The organism is Mucilaginibacter sp. P19, from assembly GCF_050632265.1.
In the GTDB taxonomy this organism is placed as follows: Bacteria; Bacteroidota; Bacteroidia; order Sphingobacteriales; family Sphingobacteriaceae; genus Mucilaginibacter; species Mucilaginibacter gossypii.
The window spans coordinates 2,313,450-2,332,841 of the sequence record NZ_CP192586.1 but is presented as its reverse complement, the minus strand read 5'-3'; the positions used below and the strand labels follow the sequence as shown (position 1 = coordinate 2,332,841).

Below are 19,392 nucleotides of genomic sequence, written 5' to 3'. Positions count from 1 at the left end.
TACAGTTTCCCGCTGTCTTAATTCTCTGCAAAAATCAATAATACTGCTCATTTTGATAAGGTGATAGGATGAGTAAAGATATTACTTAAATTCAAAATTAAAATTTCTCGTCCCCTCTTTACGCTTGCGTAGAGAGGGGTGACAAGCGCAGCGATGTCGGGGTGAGTAAACTATTAAACCAACAAAGCCACCCCGAAACCGGGATGGCTTTGCCAATAAATATTATCAAGAATTACTATTGCCCTCCGCCTAATACAGCACGGAATTTTGATTCGTAAGCCTTTAACTGGTTTTCAAATTTGGTAGCAAGAGCGGTTTGATGGTTGTCTTTGGTAAACTGCACCAGTCCGTTCAACACTTGCATGCCTATTTGTACATCGCGCCCGTTAATGCTATTAACATCCTGGCTTAGCAGGTAGGCATTATAATCCAACTGATCGGTAAGGTAATTGTCGATATTGCCTGCCAATTTGTTACCCAACACCACGTCATGAAGCTGATAAGCCAATTGGGTTAAATACAATTTGCGACCGGCAACATCTACATACGGGTAAATATCAGGCAGCTCAGCATCATATTTCTGAACTACTTTTAACGCTTTATCGTTTTTACCTTCCTGAACAAGGTTTTGAGCCAAGTCAAGGAATGTAGTTACCATAACGGGGTAAAACATCGAGGTCGACTCATGATCAAGGTATTTGGCGGTTTTAAACTTGCCGAATTTAAACTTGTTCATCACGTTATCATACATTACATCAGTATTGGTTTTGCTCAACTGATCATGTAAAGCTGTATCCGGTTTAAACGGTATTAGGTGATAAGTAAAGCCCTCTTTGTAAAGGTAAGGCTGTAAACCTATCAGGTTTTCGTTACCAATGGTAGTAGTAAAGCAGATAGGGCGCTTCCAGTGGTTATGCGCCAAAATATCAAACATGGCCAAATTCTCTTTGGTTACATAGTTTGATGTATACTTCCATTCCATGGCGGTTGCCAGCTTATCTTTCTGATCGGCTTTTACTACGCCGTTGGCAACTACCTCATCAGGGTTAACCGTAACTTTCAGATTTTTGGTCGGCAGGTAGTTGCCATAGTCGCCGCTTTGATATTGTACCTGCGTAGCCTTATCATCAGAAGTAATAAAATCAAACACTTCTTTAATATCCTGATATCCAGGTAGTTTCTGATCGTTAAAATAAATAACGTCCCTCACCCCTTCTTTATATTTATCAAAAGGCATAGTGATAGGAAGCGGCTCAGAACTGTTCATCTTTTTCTGCATCTGGCGGATATACCAGTCGCCGGTAAACAGGCTTAAGTTTACAATGCGCACATCCGGGCGGATACCTTCAACTTCCTGATCGTACCACAATGAGTACGTATCATTATCGCCATAAGTAAACAAAATAGCATTTGGCGGGCATGAAATAAGATAGTTGTAGGCCATATCATGCGGCGTCATTTTGGTTGAGCGGTCATGATCTTTCCACTCTTTGGCTGCTAAAAGTACCGGGCAAACCAAAAGGCCTATAACGGTTGAACCGATAGCGGCCATTTTAGCGTCGATATATTTGCGGCCAAATTCAGCAATAGCAATTACGCCGAGCCCTATCCATATGGCAAAGGCATAAAACGAGCCTACGTATGAGTAATCACGCTCACGCGGCTGTACTGATGCCTGATTTACATAAAGCACAATTGCCAAACCGGTGAAGAAAAACAGCAAGCCAACAATCAACGCATCTTTACTGCGGCGGTTAACATGGAAAAACAAACCTATTAAACCAATTATTAATGGCAGGGCATATAGCGGAGTATAGGTAGTAGCTGCAGTTACTGATTTTGGTAAATGTTTGCCACCGTCAAATAAACCGGTCGTCCAGTTGCCGTCAATACCTTCGGTGCTGGTTTGTCCGTCGGCATCGTTATAACGGCCAACAAAGTTCCAGAAAAAGTAACGCCAGTACATTTGGTACATTTGCCAGCTAAACATCCATTTCAGGTTATCGCCCATAGTTGGGGCCTGCCCTTCGGGAATCCTCAGCCATTGCTTGTAAAACTGCACATCGTTAGCGTCGGTGCTGTACATACGTGGCAATGCTGTGGTATGGTCATAAACATAATCTGTTTTACGACCTGCATTTTCATATTTAGTTTTACCTTTGCGGTAAATGATACTACCCTGTTTTTGATCCGTAACCTGCGAATCATACATAGGGCCGGTTAGCAAAGGCACTTCACCATACTGGATACGATTCAAATAACCGTAAAGCGTAAAAGCGTTATCTGGATGTGAGTTATTTAAATTAGTATTAGCAGTTGCACGAATAGGGATATAAGCGAATGAGCCATATCCAAAGTATATAAATGCAACGCAAAGTAAAGCCAGGTTTAATACAGGCTTCTTTTTGCGGATACTGTACATGATCCCCAATACCAGAGCAACAACTATCAACAGGATGAAAAAGAAAGCCCCGGTACCAAAGCCCATTCCTAAGGAATTGACAAAGAAAAGGTCGAAATAAGCCGCAAACTTAATGGTATATCCCCTGATGCCGTATTGTACCAGGCCAAGAATCACTACCCCTGCCAAAAAAGTCAGGATGCTATTGCCAACGGTAATATTTTTGGTTCGGCGGAAATAGTAAACCATTGCGATGGCCGGTATAGTCAACAGGTTTAACAGGTGGATCCCTATGGATAAACCGATAACATAAGCTATAAAAACAATCCATTTATCAGCACCGGGTTCGTCGGCGTGCTCATCCCATTTAAGAATTGCCCAAAATACAATTGCGGTACATAGTGATGACAGGGCAAATACAATGGTTTCGACAGCCGAAAACCAAAACGTATCGGTATATGTGAAGGCCAGGGCACCAACAAGGCCGGCCCCCATAATTACATATAATTTATAACCGTCAATAGCCTCATCTCGTTTTTCAACCATCAGTTTTTTGGCAAAAGCAGTAATTGTCCAAAATAAAAACATAATAGTTGCACCACTGGCCAATGCCGACCCCATATTAGTAAAGAAAGGCACTTTAGTGTTATCGCCAAATGACAATAACGACAAAACCTTGCCTATCATGGCAAAAACCGGGTAACCAGGCTGGTGGGCTACCTGTAAACGGTAGGCACATGAAATAAATTCGCCGCAATCCCAAAAGCTTACAGACGGCTCTAATGTTAAAATATAGGTTATTGAGGCTATAACAAAACAAAGCCAGCCTAACAGGTTATTGATTTTTTTGTACTGCATTTAATAATATCAATTGATTTAATAGCGCGGCAAATATCATGATTTTTATAACTTATTTAAAAAAAACACCTGCACGTGACAAAATTTAACATTAATTAACTTTTTGAAGTACTGGGATTAAAGAAATTTTATTTACCGATCTCCACGAACAGGCATATTTCAATCCATTTATTTAATAACTATAAACCTGCTTTATTGAATAATTAATTCAATGATTATGAACGGTTAACCAGGTATCAATGTCCAAATCAATTTGCATAATTTTAATATATCAGAAACAACCTGCGGGGCATGTATGTATATATCCTTATCTACCAATGAAATTTTTAACTTAGAACAATTAATACTTATTTTGTTGTAATGCAAAAACTCTACTTCCTAAGCTTTCGAAAAACATTTATCATAGCTGTAATTGCCTTATTTACATCGCAATTAGCAAAAGCTCAATCAGTTTATTTACCTAATTCATACCAGTTGTATCAAAAGTTCAATTCGGATATTTATTCTGTAAAAAACTCGGTCCATACTTCATTGCGTCCTTTTTTAATTGACAGCACCATTTTGCATACCTATGATTCGGTAATGAATGTTGGTGTTAAAGACCGCAAAACCTGGGGCGGGCGTAAATTATTTAATGAACACCTTTTTGACGTAAAAGCAAAAGAATATACCTTTTATGCCGACTATATTACTGATCTGCAGGCCGGCAGGGATTTCACTAACAGTAATTCGACCAACTTAAATGTACGTGGCTATCAAATTGGGGGAACAGTAGGCAGCAAATTTTCATTTTACACAAGCGGTTTTGAAAATTCGGCCAAGTTTGTATCGTATTATAGCAACTATGTCAATACCAATGGTTTTATACCCGGCCAGGCATATGCCAGGAAGTATACAGGCCAACCACGCAACTCACAAGATTGGTCGTACGTAACTGCAATACTCTCCTATTCAGTAACAAAAAAACTGAATATTACATTAGGCGAAGATAAAATGTTTATTGGTGACGGGTACCGGTCGGTGCTCTTATCTGACTTTGCCGCCAATATGCCGCTTCTCAGGCTTACAGCCGACCTTGGCCCCGTACGTTATATGGTAGCGTGGGCCTATATTGAAGACCTCAATAATGTTGCACAAAAATTTGACAGTTTTGGAAGTAACCGCCGCAAATGGGCTTTATTCCATTATATTGACTGGAATATAACCAAACGCGCCTCGTTTGGTATGTTTAACGCCCTGATAGCTCCCGAAGCTGATAACCAGGGCAACCGGGCAGGCTTTGACGCCAATTTTGTAAACCCTATTTTATTTGCAAGCTCATTGGGCCCGGGCGGGAACAAAAAGGATAACGTATTTTTAGGGTTCAATGCCAAATACAAGATTTTTGATAAAGCTGCCCTGTACGGACAGATCATGTTCGACAGGTTCAAAGGCAGCGATTTCTTTTCGGGCAACAGTACCGATAACACCAACGGCTGGCAATTGGGTATCCGTGGCGCAGATATTTTTAAAGTTAAAAGGTTAAACTATCTATTTGAATATAACACTGTTAAGCCATACACTTACAGCAACCAGCAGTCAATAAGCAGTTATTCATTTTATGGCGATCCTCTGGCCCACCCTTACGGAGCAAACTTCAGGGAACTTTTAGGCATTTTGAATTATTCGGTTGGCCGGTTTGATTTCCAGGGGCAACTTAATTATGCCAAATATGGACTTGATGCCACAAAGGCTGCAAATAACGGCAAAATAATTACCAAACCTTTTGTACCATCGGAAAATACTACGACTACCATAGGCCAGGGTATAAGCACACAGCTTTATTATGGTGAAGGAACTGTTGCTTACATACTTAACCCAAAGTATAATTTACGCCTGGAACTCGGCGCGTTATACCGCCAGGAAAAAAATGATCAGAAAGATTCAAAAAACACCATGATCACCTTCGGGATAAGAAGCTCGTTCAGAAATTTATATCACGATTTTTAATTACCAAATTACAGCCTCACCGAGTTTTTCAAACTTCGTGAGGCTGTAATTTGGAGAATCTTTCCTACCCTTTCTTCTTTCTTAAGCCCACAGACAAACCCACGGCAACGCCAATTGCTATACCTACACCAACGCTGTGCAAGGCTAAGCCAATAGCAATACCGACAATTAGCCCGCCTGCAAAATAATTAGGATCTATCCTGTTCATCCGTCCATCAAAATAAGCCTCTCAAATTAAATCATTTTTCCTGCTGACAAACAGTTGTCATTAATATATATTTATTTTGAATAGTATCAAAGCAGACAGACATGACCATACGTGATATAGCTAATCTCCGGGTTTATAACCAACATCTTAACCACAATAAATTCAAAAAGGCCGAAGAGGTGGTTGGCTATATGTGTGCCATACAGGCACAGGAATATGCGCATGCCAAATGGGCAATTGGGTTACGTATGTCATCTCCATCGGATAAGGCCGTGGAAAAAGCGATGACCACCGGTGCTATTTTACGAACCCATGTATTAAGACCAACCTGGCATTTTGTTTTACCCCAGGATATCCGCTGGATGCTCAGCCTTACGGCGTCAAGGATCAACGCAGGCAATGCCGCCATGTATAAAAAGCAGGAGGTCACCGATGCAATTTTTAACAAAAGCTTTGATGTATTTATAAAAACCATGCAGGGCGGCAAACAACTAACCCGTGCCGAAATTGTTTCGGCCCTGCATGAGGCAAATATAGCTACGAACGATCTGAGGCTTACGATACTGTTAATGAAAGCCGAATTGGAGCAATTAATTTGCAGTGGCGCAAGACAGGGTAAACAATTTACTTACGCACTGCTTAACGAACGTGCACCAATGACACCGGCCATAGATCGTGACGAGGCGGTAGCTCGTTTGGTTTTGCGGTATTTTACAAGCCATGGCCCAGCTACAATAAATGATTTTGTGCATTGGAGCGGCCTTACTGTTGCCGATGCCAAAACCGGGATCGAAATAAATAAAGGCCGGCTAAGTAATATCATCATTGAAGGGGTAAGCTATTGGATGGATACTGATGTCGATTTCAGTACAGCAAAAAAACAGTGGCTTACCTTCTGCCTGTTTACGATGAGTTAATTATAGCGTATAAAAATCGTGATGCCATGGTACCGGCCAGATTTCGTGATAAAATGGGGGCTATTACCTTTTTCCCAACCATATTGGTCAATAACCAGGTGGTTGGCAACTGGAGCCGGAATATGGGTAAAAAGAATATTGATATTGAGCTCAAACCATTTGACAAACTCAATAAGGCTCAAAACCAGTCTGTTGAAAGCGCCATACAACGTTTTAAAAAGTTTAATGGTCTCGGATAACAAACATTAATTACAACAACAAGTTACTTATAAAAACAACATATCATGCCCGAACTACCCGATCTGCAGGCTTTTAGCCATAACCTGCAAAAAATACTTGCAGGTAAAACCGTTAAAAAAATAGAAGTACCTAACCCTAAAAAACTAAATGTTAGCGTACACGAACTGAACGAGGTATTAAGCGGACAAAAGCTCGAAAAAGTATATCGTGAAGGGAAGGAACTGCATATTAAATTTAGCAAGGGCGATGTACTGGGTCTGCACCTGATGCTGCACGGTAAACTTTTTTCGTTCGATACCAAAAACGAAAACAAGTACAGCATCATCGAACTGCACTTTGATGATGGCAGCGGGTTAGTACTGACCGATTTCCAGGGGATAGCAACACCAACCCTCAACCCGGAAAAAAGGATGTCCCCGACGCGCTTGATGCCGATGCCGAGTATTTGAAAAAGCGCCTGGCAAAAACAAAGACCAATATAAAAGCTATTTTGCTTGATCAAAAGATCATGAGAGGCATCGGCAACGCTTATGCCGATGAAATTTTGTGGCATGCCCGCATTTCACCGTTCTCCGTAAGCAGTAAAATACCGGAAGCCAAACTGAAAAACCTGGCTCAGTCAATAAAAACAGTACTGGAAACTGCCGAAAAAAGCATCTTGAAATCAAACCCCGGCATCATTAACGGTGAAGTTCGCGATTTCATGGATATTCACAATTCAAAGAAAAAGCATAGCCCAACAGGCGCCGCAATCATAATTAACGAAGCATCGCGGAAAACATATTATACTGATGAGCAGGAATTGTTTGAGTAAACCTCGCAGGGTTTAAAGAATACTATTTAGCGTATTTTGCTGCGCTCGTTTGCAATGAGCGCAGTTCTTAAAAGTCTCTCCTTTTAGGGGAGATTTAGAGGGGCATCTACTTCAACTTTTTCACCAGTACATTAAAATCAACACCAACAATCGGAATCTTCTTCCAAGGTTGGGTTTCACCATCCTTATGAAAGGTACCACCGTTAAATAAGCCGCAGGCAAATCCAACGTTGGAGTTGGTTTTAGTTGTCAAAAATTCAATAGAAACAACAATATCACCGGCCACTTTAACATTGTATGGCGATAAGTTGACAGTGGTTAATTGATGGTTTTCCACATTGTCGTATTTTTTAATGTAGCCTTTTATTTCGTCTTGAACCAAATTAGCTTCATTTGGAAACTTCCCGGCCATTTGGTAAACATTTACTTTAAAAGGGATGCTATCGCTTGATCGGTTTTGAGTATGAAAGTTCAGCGTAAGTAATTGTACCTGCTTTTTACCAGCATTCATTTCAATGCCAACCTGCGCACCTTTAACAGCATCAAAGGTATTATTGGATGAGCCGCTTCGGGGTTTGTTGCCTATCGTTTTGGTTTTATCCTGCGCGGATACGCTAACGGCAACAAAGCATAAAAAACATAAGGCAACGAGTTTTGCAAAATTTCGGGAGAATATCGATTTGAACATAACAATAAGCTTTAGATAGATTTGTAAGGTAGACGATAGTGATAAACAAATGGTTGCAACCCCAATCTGATTTTTCTTAGGATCTACGCAGAGGCACTCTATTCACGTTTTTTCAAAAACAATCACTCCTTCTTAACAGCACTATTCCTGATAAAAATAACCGACATCAGCGCACCCAGGAAACCAAGGCCGGCGCAGATCCGCATAATATTGCCATAGGCCGAAATAAATCCGTTGTGATAGGCAATCCCGACTGCCTTTTTGTTGGATCCGTCGATACCGGCGGGCACTTTAGCATTGCCCAAGTTGGCCGATTGTTCCATAACCGTCTTTTTATCATTTTCATTAAGGGATAACTTTTTCAACTCCCCCTGCATCGCTCCCGAAAAAAACAAAACCGCCAGGGCACCAAAAATGGCATTGGCAAAAACATTCGAAATGCGGGTCATAGCATTATTAATACCCGATGCTGTGCCCGAAAAATGATCACTTACCGATCCCATTACCGTTGCCGTAAGCGGCGCTACCGTTAATGACATGCCGAAGCCAAAAACAAGCACACCGGGGAAAAAGCTTGTCCAATAATCGGAAGGGCCTGCAGTTTGTTTGATGAACGACAACATTAGTAACCCCGCTCCCGCCAAAGCAGGACCGATGATGAGCAATAAACGCGGGCCTTTTTTATCGGCAATAGCTCCTGCATAACGTGCGATGGAGATCATGAGCACAGTAAAAGGTAAAAATGTTAACCCAGATTGCAGTTGGCTATACCCCTGCACCTGCACCATGTTTAGCGACATGAACAGCATACCGCCACCCAAACCCGCATACAGAAAAAATGTAAGCAGGTTTATCCCGCTAAAGGTTTTATTGCTAAATAGGTTTAGCGGCATCATGGGATGTTTGCTTGTACCTTCTATGCAAATAAAAACAATGAGCAATAATAAGCCCAGGGCTAATGATCCATAAACCTGCCAGCTATTAAAACCTACCGCCGGCATCCGCAGAAAACCAAATGTTAGCAAAGCAAGCCCTGATGCGATAGAAATAGCCCCGGGAAAATCAATGGTTTGGTCGGTACTATCATCCTTACTTTCGGCAACCTTGCGCCACAGGATGAGTAAAGCTACTATCCCTATGGGTATATTAATAAAGAATATGTACCGCCATAAACCGGCATCGGCTAAGGCGCCACCCAATACCGGGCCGCCCATTGTAACTACCGTGGTAATGGCCGACCATGTTCCGATAGCCTTGCCCCTTTCTTTTGCATCAATGGATGATGAAATAAGCGAAAGGCTCCCCGGAATCATCAGTGCACCTCCGATACCCTGTATGATCCGGAAAACGATGAGATAAAAAACACCTGGTGAAAGCCCGCAAAGAGCCGATCCGGTTATAAAAATAAAGATGCCGATCATGAAGACTTTCTTCCGCCCCAGTTTATCGCCAAGCGAGCCGCCTATTAAAATAAGCGAGGCAAGCATCAACAGGTAGGCGTTCAGGATCCAAAAGAGATCGGCTCCTTTGGCATCAAGGCTTTGCTGTAATGCCGGCAGCACCACATTAAGCGCTGTTCCATCAATAAATGCCATGGCCGAAGCCAGTATAGCCGAAACCATGATCCATTTGCCTGCCGGGCTGCCCAATGAAACTGTAGCCATATTTTTATAAGGTTGTAACTGAAAGATTTATTACAAAGTTGCAGTAAATGATCGGATTAAACGGAGCCTAAAAAAACAATTTAAAGTGTTGCAAAAAAATATGACTATCGCCTGAAAACACCGATGTTTTCCGGGCAAAGCAGGATCAGCAAAAATATTGCAGCAAAATCAAGTGGTAAAACTTCCGACTCATTTACTGCCGAAAATAGCATTATCAAAATGGTTAATATAATTATTGCGATAACGTGGTTGCGGTGCGGGATAGGAATTCCGATTCTATCAATAAAGCGTTTAGCCCTAAAATTACTCCGATATATAAACGGCAATATCAAAAAGTAAAAAGCACTTGCGGCTATCAAAATCCAATAGAGCACAATTTTTCCGGTCTCATTAATTTTAATTATTCCATTTGCATTTGCCCCCAATATTGCGGTGTTGGCTTTAAAAAGCGAATGGGTTGACAGATGAAAAAGATCAGGCAAACTGCTCATTTTTTCGGCGATAAAAAACAGGCTTGCTACCCCGGTTAAAATTAAAACCACACAAAACTGGATGCTTCGATAGCGCGAAAGCCTTACAATATATACTGCCGACACTACAAAAATTACAAGTAACAACAATACCGTGAAGTATCCTATAAAACCGCCATAGCGATTGTATATCATCTCAAAATATCCTTTATCAATAAAGAAGAGTATGATAGCCCCTATATTGAACACGATCATTAATCCGAAGATCAACGTCTCAAACTTTGTTAAGCCGTTCTTTTTACGGGCAGTATTATAGGTATTGAGCACGGCCATGATTTTATGAATGATTGTAACAACTAACAAAAACTTGCCAAAACATGTTTCAGTCCTTCTTTAAAACGAAAACAAGCTCCAAATTATTTCCGTCACGCCAACGACAACATCTGTCACATTTAATTCTGAAGGTCATATTGTTGCTGTACCATTGAATCATAAATCAACAGCCACATGAAAAAGCTTATCCTGATACTGATTCATCTCACCATTGCATACCTGTTGAAGGCGCAGCCGCTGCAGCAACCTATAGTTTTGGGCAGGGTGGATACCATTTATTCCAACATCCTGAAAGAGAAACGACCACTTTGGGTTTATACGCCAGGATATGATACCAACTACTTTTCAAAACCGGAATTTCCGGTTTTGTACGTTTTAGATGCCGATGATCATTTCATGTCGCTGGTTACTATGATCAAAGAACTTAGCGCAACTGCAGGCAATACGGTGCTGCCGCAAATGATTATAGTTGGCATTTTGAATACATCCGGACACCGTACACGAGACCTTACGCCTACCAGCAGCGCTATGTACAAGTCATCAGCCGGAGGGGAAAACTTTGCCGCCTTTATGGAAAAAGAACTAATTCCATATATCGACAAAGCATATCCAACTGCTCCCTATCGCACCATGATCGGTCATTCGTTGGGAGGATTAACGGTGATCAATTTATTATTAAAACATACACATGTTTTTAATGCCTATGTAGCTATCGATCCGAGCATGTTTTATGACAACGATAATTTACTTAAACAAGCAACCATTATCCTTAAGCGAAAGAATTTTGGCGGTAAAAAGCTTTTCCTCGGTTTTGCCAATACGATGAATGCGGGCATGGATACTATACAAGTAAAAAAGGACACGGCCGAAATATCACATCATATCCGGTCGATCATGAAACTGGCTGATGATCTTTCTGTCAATAAAACCAACAATCTGCAATGGGCTAAAAAGTATTATCCCGACGACGATCATAATTCTGTTTCATTCAATGCTGAATATGATGCCTTACGGTTTATTTTCAAAAACAACCGCTTTCCGCGAAACCAGCCTTATAACCAATATTTTGATAAACAGTATAATGCCGTGCAGCTAAGACAAATGATAGATGCCCATTACAAAATGATGTCCGCTGAAATGGGTTACACCGTACGCCCTCCTGAGCCGGAGATGAATGGCATAGGCTACGCGTTTTTGCAACAAAAAGATTATGAAAAAGCGGACATGTTCTTCCAGGTGAACATAGATAATTATCCAAAAAACTTCAACGTTTATGACAGTATGGGCGATTGCTTTTTAGCCCGTGGGGATAAAGCAAATGCCGAAAAGTATTTTAAGAAAGCTTTATCAATAAAGTATACCAAAGAGATCATGGATAAGCTGGATAAGGTGCAGGCAGAGCAGTAGGAGATTTGGAGGGGCTAATCTATAAAACTCACCGGTTCTAAATCTTTCAACTCGTCTTCAGTAAACAACCTTGAATGAATCATAAACCTAAAACCCGTCGGTATTTCTATTGAAAAACTTGAACCACGGCCTTTGGTAATATCGAGCTGGAGCTGGGTATGCTGCCAGTATTCAAACTGGTCCCTACTCATCCAAAATTCACAGTCATCCACCTCTCCTATTTTAACATCGCTGCCGCCGAGTTTAAACTCGCCTTTTTCAAAGCACATAGGCGATGAGCCATCGCAGCAACCACCGCTTTGATGGAACATCAGGTCGCCAAAGCGGGATTTGAGTTCGGCTATCAGCTTTGAAGCTTCGGGGGTTATGGTTACTCTTTTGATCATGTCTTCAAATTTCGCGCGAAGCTGCAGATAAGTAAAGGAATATTCAAACACATAAAGACTTACGAAGTTTCAGAAACCTCGCAAGTCTGGGGAACGGGGGATTAAAGCCGGGATTAAAAAATCCCAGCTTGTTCTTATTATATGAGATCAGCATGTTTTTTGTTTGACGGTAGTGACCAAGCATCATTTTATGATTTTCGCGACCAAAACCTGATTTTTTATAGCCGCCGAACGGCGCATGTGCAGGATATGCGTGGTAATTATTTACCCAAACCCTGCCGGCCAGTATTGCGCGGGGCACCTGGTAAAGCTCGTGCGCATCGCGGGTCCACACACCGGCACCCAATCCGTAAAGTGTGTCATTGGCTATCGCGATAGCTTCTTCAGTAGTTTTGAACGTAGTTACACAAGCCACCGGACCAAAGATCTCCTCCTGGAAAATGCGCATCTTGTTATTGCCCTTAAATAACGTAGGCTGGATATAATAACCGCCTTCCAGCTCACCATCAAGCTTTTTAACCTCGCCGCCACAAAGTACCTCTACTCCCTCTTCTTTACCAATTTTCAGGTACGACTGGATTTTTTCGTACTGGTCGTTAGATGCCTGTGCGCCCATCATTGTGGTGCCATCTAAGGGGTTACCCATAATGATAGCATTAGTGCGTTCTATCACCTTCGACATAAATTTATCGTAGATGTTTTCATGCACCAGGATCCTCGACGGGCAGGTGCAAACCTCGCCCTGGTTAAGGGCAAATAATACTGCGCCTTCAACAGCTTTGTCAAAAAACTCATCATCGGCATCGGCTACCGATTCAAAAAAATATTTGGTGATTTTCCGCCCAGCTCCATCGTAACCGGGATGAGGTTTTCAGATGCGTACTGCATAATCAAGCGGCCGGTTGTGGTTTCGCCTGTAAAGGAAACTTTGGCAACCCTTGGCGATGAAGCCAGTGGCTTACCTGCCTCCGGACCAAAACCGGTGATAATGTTCAAAACACCAGGCGGCAAAATATCCTGGATCAATTCCATTAATACCATGATGGATGTTGGTGTTTGCTCGGCTGGCTTCACCACGCAACAATTACCGGCAGCAAGCGCAGGCGCAATTTTCCAGGTAGCCATCAACAGCGGAAAATTCCAGGGGATGATCTGTCCTACCACACCTAATGGTTCATTTAAACAAATACTTACGGTATATTCATCATGCTCGGAAATCCCGCCTTCTTCCGCACGGATAACACCGGCGAAATAACGAAAATGATCAATCACCAGCGGCAAGTCGGCAGCGCGACATTCACGAATGGCCTTTCCGTTATCGATGCATTCTACAACGGCCAAAAACTCCAGGTTGGCTTCAATAACATCGGCTATTTTATTTAACAGCGATGCCCTGTGTGCGGCTGAAGTTTTGCCCCATGCCGGGAATGCGGCATGAGCGGCATCCAGAGCCAGTTCAACATCTTCCTTTCCTGATCGTGCAGCCTTGGTGAATACTTTGCCGTCGATAGGCGAAACGTTATCAAAATATTCGCCTTTAACCGGCGGAACAAATTTGCCGCCGATAAAATTGTCGTATTTATCCTTGAAGGATGGTTTAGAAACAGCGCTCATAATTTTTATGGTTTTTTGGTAACACTAATGTAGAGCAACCTCGCTGTAAGGCATTTGCATTATGCTCTCAAAAGGTAGCACAATGGTCGCATTTTTTGCACCCACTTGTTAATCATGATAAGTATACCTAATTTGGTATAAATTATAAATGGCTATGAATAACAAAACCCTGTTATCTCCACTAAGCCTCTCACACGGAAAAGAACTGAATACCCTGGTTGAAAACCGCAGGGCTTACACCATGAACCATTGCGAACTCAACGTTTTTGAAACTTTTGAGCGCAGCGAGCTGGTGCCCTTAACTTTTAGCGACCTGGTAATAACAAGCATGTTGCGCGGCAAAAAGGTGATGCACTTGTTTGATAAACCGGGGTTTGATTACCTCCCCGGCGAAACCGTTATAGTGCCGCCAAATATTACCATGAAAATTGATTTCCCGGAGGCTACTATCAACCAGCCATCACAGTGCACAGCTTTGGCTATTAACCACCAGGAAATTACCAATACGCTTGATTTCTTAAATGAGAATTACCCAAGGGAAGATAAGCGGGTTTGGCAGCTGAACTATAACCAGTTCCACTTTTTTAATAATTATGAGCTGGCCCAGCTCATTAATAAACTCATCCGCATCAGTACCGGCGATGCCCTGACCAAGGATGTGCTTGCCAACCTCACTTTAAAAGAATTGCTAATCCGCATTATGCAGATGCAAAACATTAACGAGATCAGCGATAACCTGCATGAGCTATCAAGCAGTAGCCGATTTGCCTACGTACTGGAATACATTAGGGTGCATTTAAGCGATAAGCTTAATATTGATGCATTGAGCCAAATGGCCTTCATGAGCAAAGCAAGCTTTTTCCGGGCGTTCAGGCACGAGTTGGGGATTTCGCCGGTTGATTATATCATTAAAGAGCGCCTGCAATTAGCCAAGCAGCTCATGAACAATCCGCATAACAGTATCTCTGAAGCTTGTTTTAAAGCCGGGTTCAATAACCTTAACTACTTTAGCCGCGCATTTAAAAAGATAGAGGGCATTACGCCAAGTTATTATAAGGCCAAGCTACGGGATGGGCACCTGAATTAACAGACTAATAAAAATATTGTTCGGAAAGTAAGAAGCAATCTTATACGTGCACTTAGTAAACACTTATAAGATTGCTGTTGTGTAAGGCGCTTAACCTTCTGGTGTTTATGCCGATCTGCGGCTATTACTGATCAATGCTGATTCATAAACAGTGCTGATGATGTCTTCGGCAGAAAAAGTGCCCAGGAAATCCCAGTCGATATGGCTGTAGATAACCTGTTTTGATGGTTCAATAATAATATAGGTGGCCAATAACGGCGCGTTTTCGTCAATGCCCGAAAACCTGTCCCACACAGGGTAATCCTCAGAATACACCCTGAATTGCTGTGCTATTTCTTTATCGGCATCGTGATAAAAATTAAGGGTGAGACTTTGTTCCCACGCCCATTTTTCAAGATCTTCGGTACGTTCGTCACTAATGATAAGCAGGTTGCCGCCGCTTGCCTTAACCTCATGCTGCAAATTATTCAGTTGTTTAAGCTGCGCCAGACCTTGCTGCCCCCAATGACGCGAATAAAAAGAAATAACCAGCGGCTTATTTAATAAATTCCTTTGCGAAATAGGGCCATGTGTTTCGGCGCCATTGTAAAATTGCTGCCAGCGGCTATAATCGTTATTTAACTTAAATTCAGGGACCAAATTGCCCGCTTTTACAGGATGTAATGATTTCAGCTTACGAAACTTAAGATCGGGTTCGGCAACAACTTCAAGCAGATCGAAAAAAGGATATTTATTATTATTTGTGGTTTGCATTTTAAAATAGATTTATGATGTTATGGATAGTGTTTTAAGGTAATTGTAGTTGAGCTTTATTGTTCAACAACAACGGCATAATCCATAAATTACCCGGTAACGCATGAGCAAGCCCGACGGGATGGCGCTGCTTAATTGTTTATTGCTGGATGTGTTCATAAAAATATATTAATTGAGGTCAGTAAATTTAAAGGTGCGTAACAGCTTATCTGAGGTGGAGAGAATTTTAACAACAGCAACATATAGGCATGTACATTTCGCCCCGGTTTTGAGCTGATGTGTATTTATTACTGCTGATTAAACTGTTGCCCGTCATCTGTTTTTGAATGTTACATAACAAATATACTATAATATCTATAAACTTAGTAGAAGTTATTGAAAAATATTTATCAATCCTTCTTATCCTCAAAATACCTTGTCTCTTATTTGGCATTTTATATCGGCTAACATTCAATGCCCTTCCCTTTCTAAAAACAAAACCTTGTAATTTGCGTTCCGTATAACTAATAAATTAGCTATGCAGAACAGGTTGAAACCGCAATATATTATCGTATTTGTTTTAAGTGTTTTAGTCCTTTCCAACTGCAAAAACAACAGCAAAAAACATTACAATTATATAGCTGACTCCCTAAAAAAGAAAATGGCTAAAGAGTGGACAAAAACCATTCCTGGCAACTTTAGTGATCAAACCGAAGTTGTATTTGACAGTACCCGCATCGTCACATTTCTTCAAAAGCACCCCGCTTTGGTTCCCTATGAGCAGGATCTGCGGAGTTTTTACCGTAAGCGTAAATTTGCCTATGCATGGTACGAAAAAGGCACCTTAATTGAACAGGCTGGTAACCTGAACGACAGGCTGATGAACCTGCAAAATGAAGGCATATATAAAGGTACCCCCTATCAAAAAGATTTAGACTCCCTGATATTTGATAATCATTCAAAAACAAGAGTCAAAAAGCCTGATATTGGCACCGAGTTAATGCTCACTGCCCAGTATTTCGCGTTTTCAAAACTGGCTTTCCGGGGCATGAGCGATTCGGTCAGCCGTTCGGTAAACTGGTTCCTGCCGCGTAAAAAGATAGCATATGATGATTATCTTGATACACTCTTAAAAAAACTTCGAAACAAACCCCTGCTATAAGCGAGCCGGTGTACCGCCAGTACGACTTGCTAAAAAGTTTCCTGGCCAAATACCGCCAGCTTGATGCCCATGAGAACTGGGAGCCAATTATTATCAGCAAAAAACTCAAACTCGGCGACTCGTCGGCTGTAGTTGCCAACATAAAAGCCCGCCTATATAAACTGGAAGATTTTAAAGGCGATACGCTCAACAATAAATTTGATGACGAGTTCAAAGCAGCCATAACCCAATTCCAGCTCAGGCACGGCCTTGGCGCCGATGGCTTACCAGGTCCCGGAACCATGGCCGAAATGAATGTACCGCTCAAGTCACGGATCAAACAGATCATTGTAAACATGGAGCGCTGCCGCTGGCTACCGGTAAGTTTAACTACCGACTACCTCGCTGTGAATATCCCCGAATTTAAACTGCACGTTTACCATGCCGATAGCTTATTATGGAGCTGCAATGTGGTGGTGGGGGAAAAAGTACATCAAACAGTAATATTTTACGGCGAAATGCAGTACGTGGTATTCAGTCCTTACTGGAACCTGCCCGAAAGTATTGTGCGCAATGAAGTTTTGCCGGCCATGAGCAGCAACCCAAATTATCTTAACGAGCATAATATGGTCATTACCGGCCGGGAAAACGGGCTTCCGGTAATTCAGCAAAAGCCCGGACCTGCAAACTCTTTGGGGCTGGTAAAATTCCTGTTCCCTAATAGTTACAGTATCTATTTGCACGATACGCCTTCAAGGTCGTTGTTTGGCGAATCGTCCCGGGCGTTTAGCCACGGCTGTATCCGCGTTGGCGAACCGGTAAAACTGGCTTCATTTCTTTTAAAATACGACAGCACCTGGACAACCTCCCGCATTAATAAAGCCATGCATCTCGGTAAACAACAGCAGGTTACACTCAAACAAAAGATGCCTGTATTTATAGCCTATTTTACCGCCTTCACCGACAGGAATAACCGGCTCAATTTCCGCAAAGATATTTATGACCGCGACGAGCAGCTTGCATCCATGATCATGTCAGGCAGCGGGCAATACTAATCCACTTCTTACCAATCTCTTTTTCTTCATACAGCAGTTTAAAGTACCGGTAATTAATAATTGCAAAATATTTTTCATGGGTTTGTAGGCAATCGCTAAAATTTAATTGTCCTCACTTTAAATCACTAAAGTGCATCCCTACAAAGGATAGTTTTCCTTTAGCACAGTGATCATTAACCAAACTATATGACATTATTAATAAACCCAGGAAAACTGATGCCTATGTAAAAAAAGCTTACTCTCCCCACTACAGGCAATAATTACCCGGAGGGAATTACTGCCTCGAAAAAGATTTTTGAATGTTTATAACTGCGTTGTGCTTCCAGGGCGCTTCGCTATTAACTCCCTTTAAATTCAATAAAATATGAAATTTTTCAAACACCCGGTGGGTGTACAGAGGCCATGGGTATCAAAATCCCTCAACCTGTGTAAATTTGCCCTTGCAGGTATGGTGCTCTTGAATATGCAGGCTTCGGCTGCTGAAGCGCCAAAAGCAAATGCCAAATCAAACTATAATTTTAACTTAAACTTCGCTAAACTTACCGGTAAGGTTGTTGACGAAAAAGGCGAACCCCTTGTAGGCGTAAGCATCAGGATCAAAGGCACCACTACAGGTACACAAACCGATGCCAGCGGTAATTTTACGCTTGATGTTCAGCCAAACACTGTGTTGATTTTGAGCTATATCGGTTATGGCACTAAAGAAGTTGCGGTGGGAGGTAAATCAACTATTACCATTACTTTAACCTCAAACAACAATTTGAACGAAGTTGTGGTAACTGCCTTAGGTATTAAAAAAGAAGAGAAAAAATTAGGCTACGCCATTACAACTGTAAAAGGCGACCTGCTTGATAAAGCGAAAGAAAGCAACGTAGCCTACTCATTAGAAGGCCGCGTGGCAGGTCTGAGCATCAGCGGTGTAAGTGGCGGTCCGGGTTCTTCAGCCCGTATCTTATTACGCGGTGTAACGAGCGGTACAGCTGGCGGCCCGTTATTCGTAATCAACGGTGTACCGATGGACAACACCCAGCGCGGTTCATCCGGCGAATGGGGTGGCGCTGATTATGGCGACGGTATCAGCAACATTAACCCTGATGATGTTGAAACCATTACGGTATTAAAAGGCCAGTCAGCATCCGCTCTTTACGGTACCCGTGCTACAAATGGTGTAATTTTGATCACCACCAAAGGCGGCAAAAAAATTCGGGTTTTGGTGTTGAATTCAATACCAACTACCAAGCCGACAAGGTTAACAACACTACCGATTTCCAAACCACATATGGTCAGGGTCAGCGTGGTGTAAAGCCTCAAAATGCATCCGACGCACAAGCGTCAACTCGTTTAGCATGGGGTTCAAAACTTGATGGTTCACAAACCATACAGTTTGA

At 42.0% G+C, this 19,392-nt stretch carries 19 protein-coding genes; 10 read left to right on the top strand and 9 right to left on the bottom strand.

Features of this window, described 5'->3' with window-relative positions; translation table 11 throughout:
• Nucleotides 1-235: 235 nt before the first annotated feature.
• A complete protein-coding gene (locus ACQ86K_RS11140; protein WP_431200366.1) occupies nt 236-3,259 on the bottom strand; it encodes a DUF2723 domain-containing protein in 3,024 nt (1,007 codons plus the stop codon).
• A 360-nt stretch (nt 3,260-3,619) separates the two neighbouring features.
• Between ACQ86K_RS11140 and ACQ86K_RS11135 the strand changes: the two genes are divergently transcribed.
• Nucleotides 3,620-5,248 carry a gliding motility protein RemB gene (locus ACQ86K_RS11135; protein ID WP_431200365.1) on the top strand — a complete coding sequence of 543 codons (1,629 nt, stop codon included), beginning with the start codon at nt 3,620-3,622 and terminating at the stop codon, nt 5,246-5,248.
• A gap of 64 nt (nt 5,249-5,312) precedes the next feature.
• Here the strand turns inward: ACQ86K_RS11135 and ACQ86K_RS11130 are convergent, their stop codons facing one another.
• Nucleotides 5,313-5,456, bottom strand: coding sequence for a hypothetical protein (locus ACQ86K_RS11130; protein ID WP_429263018.1), 144 nt, complete (start codon nt 5,454-5,456; stop codon nt 5,313-5,315).
• Nucleotides 5,457-5,557: 101 nt separating this feature from the next.
• Here ACQ86K_RS11130 and ACQ86K_RS11125 point away from each other — a divergent pair, with 101 nt between their 5' ends.
• The 4 genes from ACQ86K_RS11125 to ACQ86K_RS11110 are packed head-to-tail and all read left to right on the top strand — an operon-like array spanning nt 5,558 to nt 7,427.
• Complete coding sequence (locus ACQ86K_RS11125) at nt 5,558-6,373, top strand: winged helix DNA-binding domain-containing protein (RefSeq protein WP_431200364.1); 816 nt, start codon at nt 5,558-5,560, stop codon at nt 6,371-6,373.
• Entirely contained in the window at nt 6,340-6,612 is a 273-nt protein-coding gene (locus ACQ86K_RS11120) for a DNA glycosylase AlkZ-like family protein (protein WP_431200363.1), read from the top strand. Before ACQ86K_RS11125 ends, ACQ86K_RS11120 begins: the two co-directional genes overlap by 34 nt.
• A 45-nt stretch (nt 6,613-6,657) precedes the next feature.
• A complete protein-coding gene (locus ACQ86K_RS11115) occupies nt 6,658-7,062 on the top strand; it encodes a DNA-formamidopyrimidine glycosylase family protein (RefSeq protein WP_431200362.1) in 405 nt (134 codons plus the stop codon).
• Nucleotides 7,059-7,427 (top strand): hypothetical protein, encoded by a 369-nt coding sequence (locus tag ACQ86K_RS11110; RefSeq protein WP_431200361.1) that lies wholly within the window; start codon nt 7,059-7,061, stop codon nt 7,425-7,427. The genes ACQ86K_RS11115 and ACQ86K_RS11110 overlap by 4 nt, the downstream gene beginning before the upstream one ends.
• A 106-nt stretch (nt 7,428-7,533) precedes the next feature.
• Here ACQ86K_RS11110 and ACQ86K_RS11105 read toward each other — a convergent pair whose 3' ends face one another.
• From ACQ86K_RS11105 to ACQ86K_RS11095, 3 genes are all read right to left on the bottom strand, one after another.
• Entirely contained in the window at nt 7,534-8,115 is a 582-nt protein-coding gene (locus ACQ86K_RS11105) for a hypothetical protein (protein WP_431200360.1), read from the bottom strand.
• A gap of 122 nt (nt 8,116-8,237) precedes the next feature.
• Nucleotides 8,238-9,779: an MFS transporter gene (locus ACQ86K_RS11100; protein ID WP_431200359.1), complete on the bottom strand. Its 1,542-nt coding sequence runs from the start codon at nt 9,777-9,779 to the stop codon at nt 8,238-8,240.
• A gap of 104 nt (nt 9,780-9,883) precedes the next feature.
• Nucleotides 9,884-10,582, bottom strand: a complete 699-nt coding sequence (locus tag ACQ86K_RS11095) for a hypothetical protein (RefSeq protein WP_431200358.1) — start codon at nt 10,580-10,582, stop codon at nt 9,884-9,886.
• Nucleotides 10,583-10,756: 174 nt separating this feature from the next.
• On the opposite strand from ACQ86K_RS11095, the gene ACQ86K_RS11090 reads away from it, so the two are divergent.
• Nucleotides 10,757-11,989: an alpha/beta hydrolase-fold protein gene (locus ACQ86K_RS11090; protein ID WP_431200357.1), complete on the top strand. Its 1,233-nt coding sequence runs from the start codon at nt 10,757-10,759 to the stop codon at nt 11,987-11,989.
• Between the two features lie 14 nt (nt 11,990-12,003).
• Here ACQ86K_RS11090 and ACQ86K_RS11085 read toward each other — a convergent pair whose 3' ends face one another.
• The 3 genes from ACQ86K_RS11085 to ACQ86K_RS11075 are packed head-to-tail and all read right to left on the bottom strand — an operon-like array spanning nt 12,004 to nt 13,989.
• On the bottom strand, nt 12,004-12,375 hold the full coding sequence (locus tag ACQ86K_RS11085; RefSeq protein ID WP_090524975.1) for a DUF779 domain-containing protein: 372 nt from the start codon (nt 12,373-12,375) through the stop codon (nt 12,004-12,006).
• 43 nt (nt 12,376-12,418) lie between these two features.
• Entirely contained in the window at nt 12,419-13,210 is a 792-nt protein-coding gene (locus tag ACQ86K_RS11080) for an aldehyde dehydrogenase family protein (RefSeq protein WP_431200838.1), read from the bottom strand.
• A complete protein-coding gene (locus tag ACQ86K_RS11075) occupies nt 13,183-13,989 on the bottom strand; it encodes an aldehyde dehydrogenase family protein (protein WP_431200356.1) in 807 nt (268 codons plus the stop codon). Before ACQ86K_RS11075 ends, ACQ86K_RS11080 begins: the two co-directional genes overlap by 28 nt.
• A gap of 154 nt (nt 13,990-14,143) precedes the next feature.
• On the opposite strand from ACQ86K_RS11075, the gene ACQ86K_RS11070 reads away from it, so the two are divergent.
• Nucleotides 14,144-15,076 (top strand): AraC family transcriptional regulator, encoded by a 933-nt coding sequence (locus tag ACQ86K_RS11070; RefSeq protein WP_091168305.1) that lies wholly within the window; start codon nt 14,144-14,146, stop codon nt 15,074-15,076.
• Nucleotides 15,077-15,181: 105 nt separating this feature from the next.
• Here ACQ86K_RS11070 and ACQ86K_RS11065 read toward each other — a convergent pair whose 3' ends face one another.
• Nucleotides 15,182-15,829: a redoxin domain-containing protein gene (locus ACQ86K_RS11065; RefSeq protein ID WP_091167836.1), complete on the bottom strand. Its 648-nt coding sequence runs from the start codon at nt 15,827-15,829 to the stop codon at nt 15,182-15,184.
• A gap of 517 nt (nt 15,830-16,346) precedes the next feature.
• On the opposite strand from ACQ86K_RS11065, the gene ACQ86K_RS11060 reads away from it, so the two are divergent.
• From ACQ86K_RS11060 to ACQ86K_RS11050, 3 genes are all read left to right on the top strand, one after another.
• A complete protein-coding gene (locus ACQ86K_RS11060) occupies nt 16,347-16,970 on the top strand; it encodes a hypothetical protein (RefSeq protein ID WP_431200355.1) in 624 nt (207 codons plus the stop codon).
• A gap of 8 nt (nt 16,971-16,978) precedes the next feature.
• Nucleotides 16,979-18,004 (top strand): L,D-transpeptidase family protein, encoded by a 1,026-nt coding sequence (locus ACQ86K_RS11055; RefSeq protein ID WP_431200354.1) that lies wholly within the window; start codon nt 16,979-16,981, stop codon nt 18,002-18,004.
• A gap of 364 nt (nt 18,005-18,368) precedes the next feature.
• On the top strand, nt 18,369-19,307 hold the full coding sequence (locus ACQ86K_RS11050) for a TonB-dependent receptor plug domain-containing protein (RefSeq protein ID WP_431200353.1): 939 nt from the start codon (nt 18,369-18,371) through the stop codon (nt 19,305-19,307).
• Nucleotides 19,308-19,392 lie beyond the last annotated feature (85 nt).

Coding starts and splice junctions, on each gene's coding strand:
- ACQ86K_RS11140 (WP_431200366.1), bottom strand. CDS start 3,259: ATGCAGTACAAAAAAATCAATAACCTGTTAGGCTGGCTTTGTTTTGTT.
- ACQ86K_RS11135 (WP_431200365.1), top strand. CDS start 3,620: ATGCAAAAACTCTACTTCCTAAGCTTTCGAAAAACATTTATCATAGCT.
- ACQ86K_RS11130 (WP_429263018.1), bottom strand. CDS start 5,456: ATGAACAGGATAGATCCTAATTATTTTGCAGGCGGGCTAATTGTCGGT.
- ACQ86K_RS11125 (WP_431200364.1), top strand. CDS start 5,558: ATGACCATACGTGATATAGCTAATCTCCGGGTTTATAACCAACATCTT.
- ACQ86K_RS11115 (WP_431200362.1), top strand. CDS start 6,658: ATGCCCGAACTACCCGATCTGCAGGCTTTTAGCCATAACCTGCAAAAA.
- ACQ86K_RS11105 (WP_431200360.1), bottom strand. CDS start 8,115: ATGTTCAAATCGATATTCTCCCGAAATTTTGCAAAACTCGTTGCCTTA.
- ACQ86K_RS11100 (WP_431200359.1), bottom strand. CDS start 9,779: ATGGCTACAGTTTCATTGGGCAGCCCGGCAGGCAAATGGATCATGGTT.
- ACQ86K_RS11095 (WP_431200358.1), bottom strand. CDS start 10,582: ATGGCCGTGCTCAATACCTATAATACTGCCCGTAAAAAGAACGGCTTA.
- ACQ86K_RS11090 (WP_431200357.1), top strand. CDS start 10,757: ATGAAAAAGCTTATCCTGATACTGATTCATCTCACCATTGCATACCTG.
- ACQ86K_RS11085 (WP_090524975.1), bottom strand. CDS start 12,375: ATGATCAAAAGAGTAACCATAACCCCCGAAGCTTCAAAGCTGATAGCC.
- ACQ86K_RS11075 (WP_431200356.1), bottom strand. CDS start 13,989: ATGAGCGCTGTTTCTAAACCATCCTTCAAGGATAAATACGACAATTTT.
- ACQ86K_RS11070 (WP_091168305.1), top strand. CDS start 14,144: ATGAATAACAAAACCCTGTTATCTCCACTAAGCCTCTCACACGGAAAA.
- ACQ86K_RS11065 (WP_091167836.1), bottom strand. CDS start 15,829: ATGCAAACCACAAATAATAATAAATATCCTTTTTTCGATCTGCTTGAA.
- ACQ86K_RS11060 (WP_431200355.1), top strand. CDS start 16,347: ATGCAGAACAGGTTGAAACCGCAATATATTATCGTATTTGTTTTAAGT.
- ACQ86K_RS11050 (WP_431200353.1), top strand. CDS start 18,369: ATGAAATTTTTCAAACACCCGGTGGGTGTACAGAGGCCATGGGTATCA.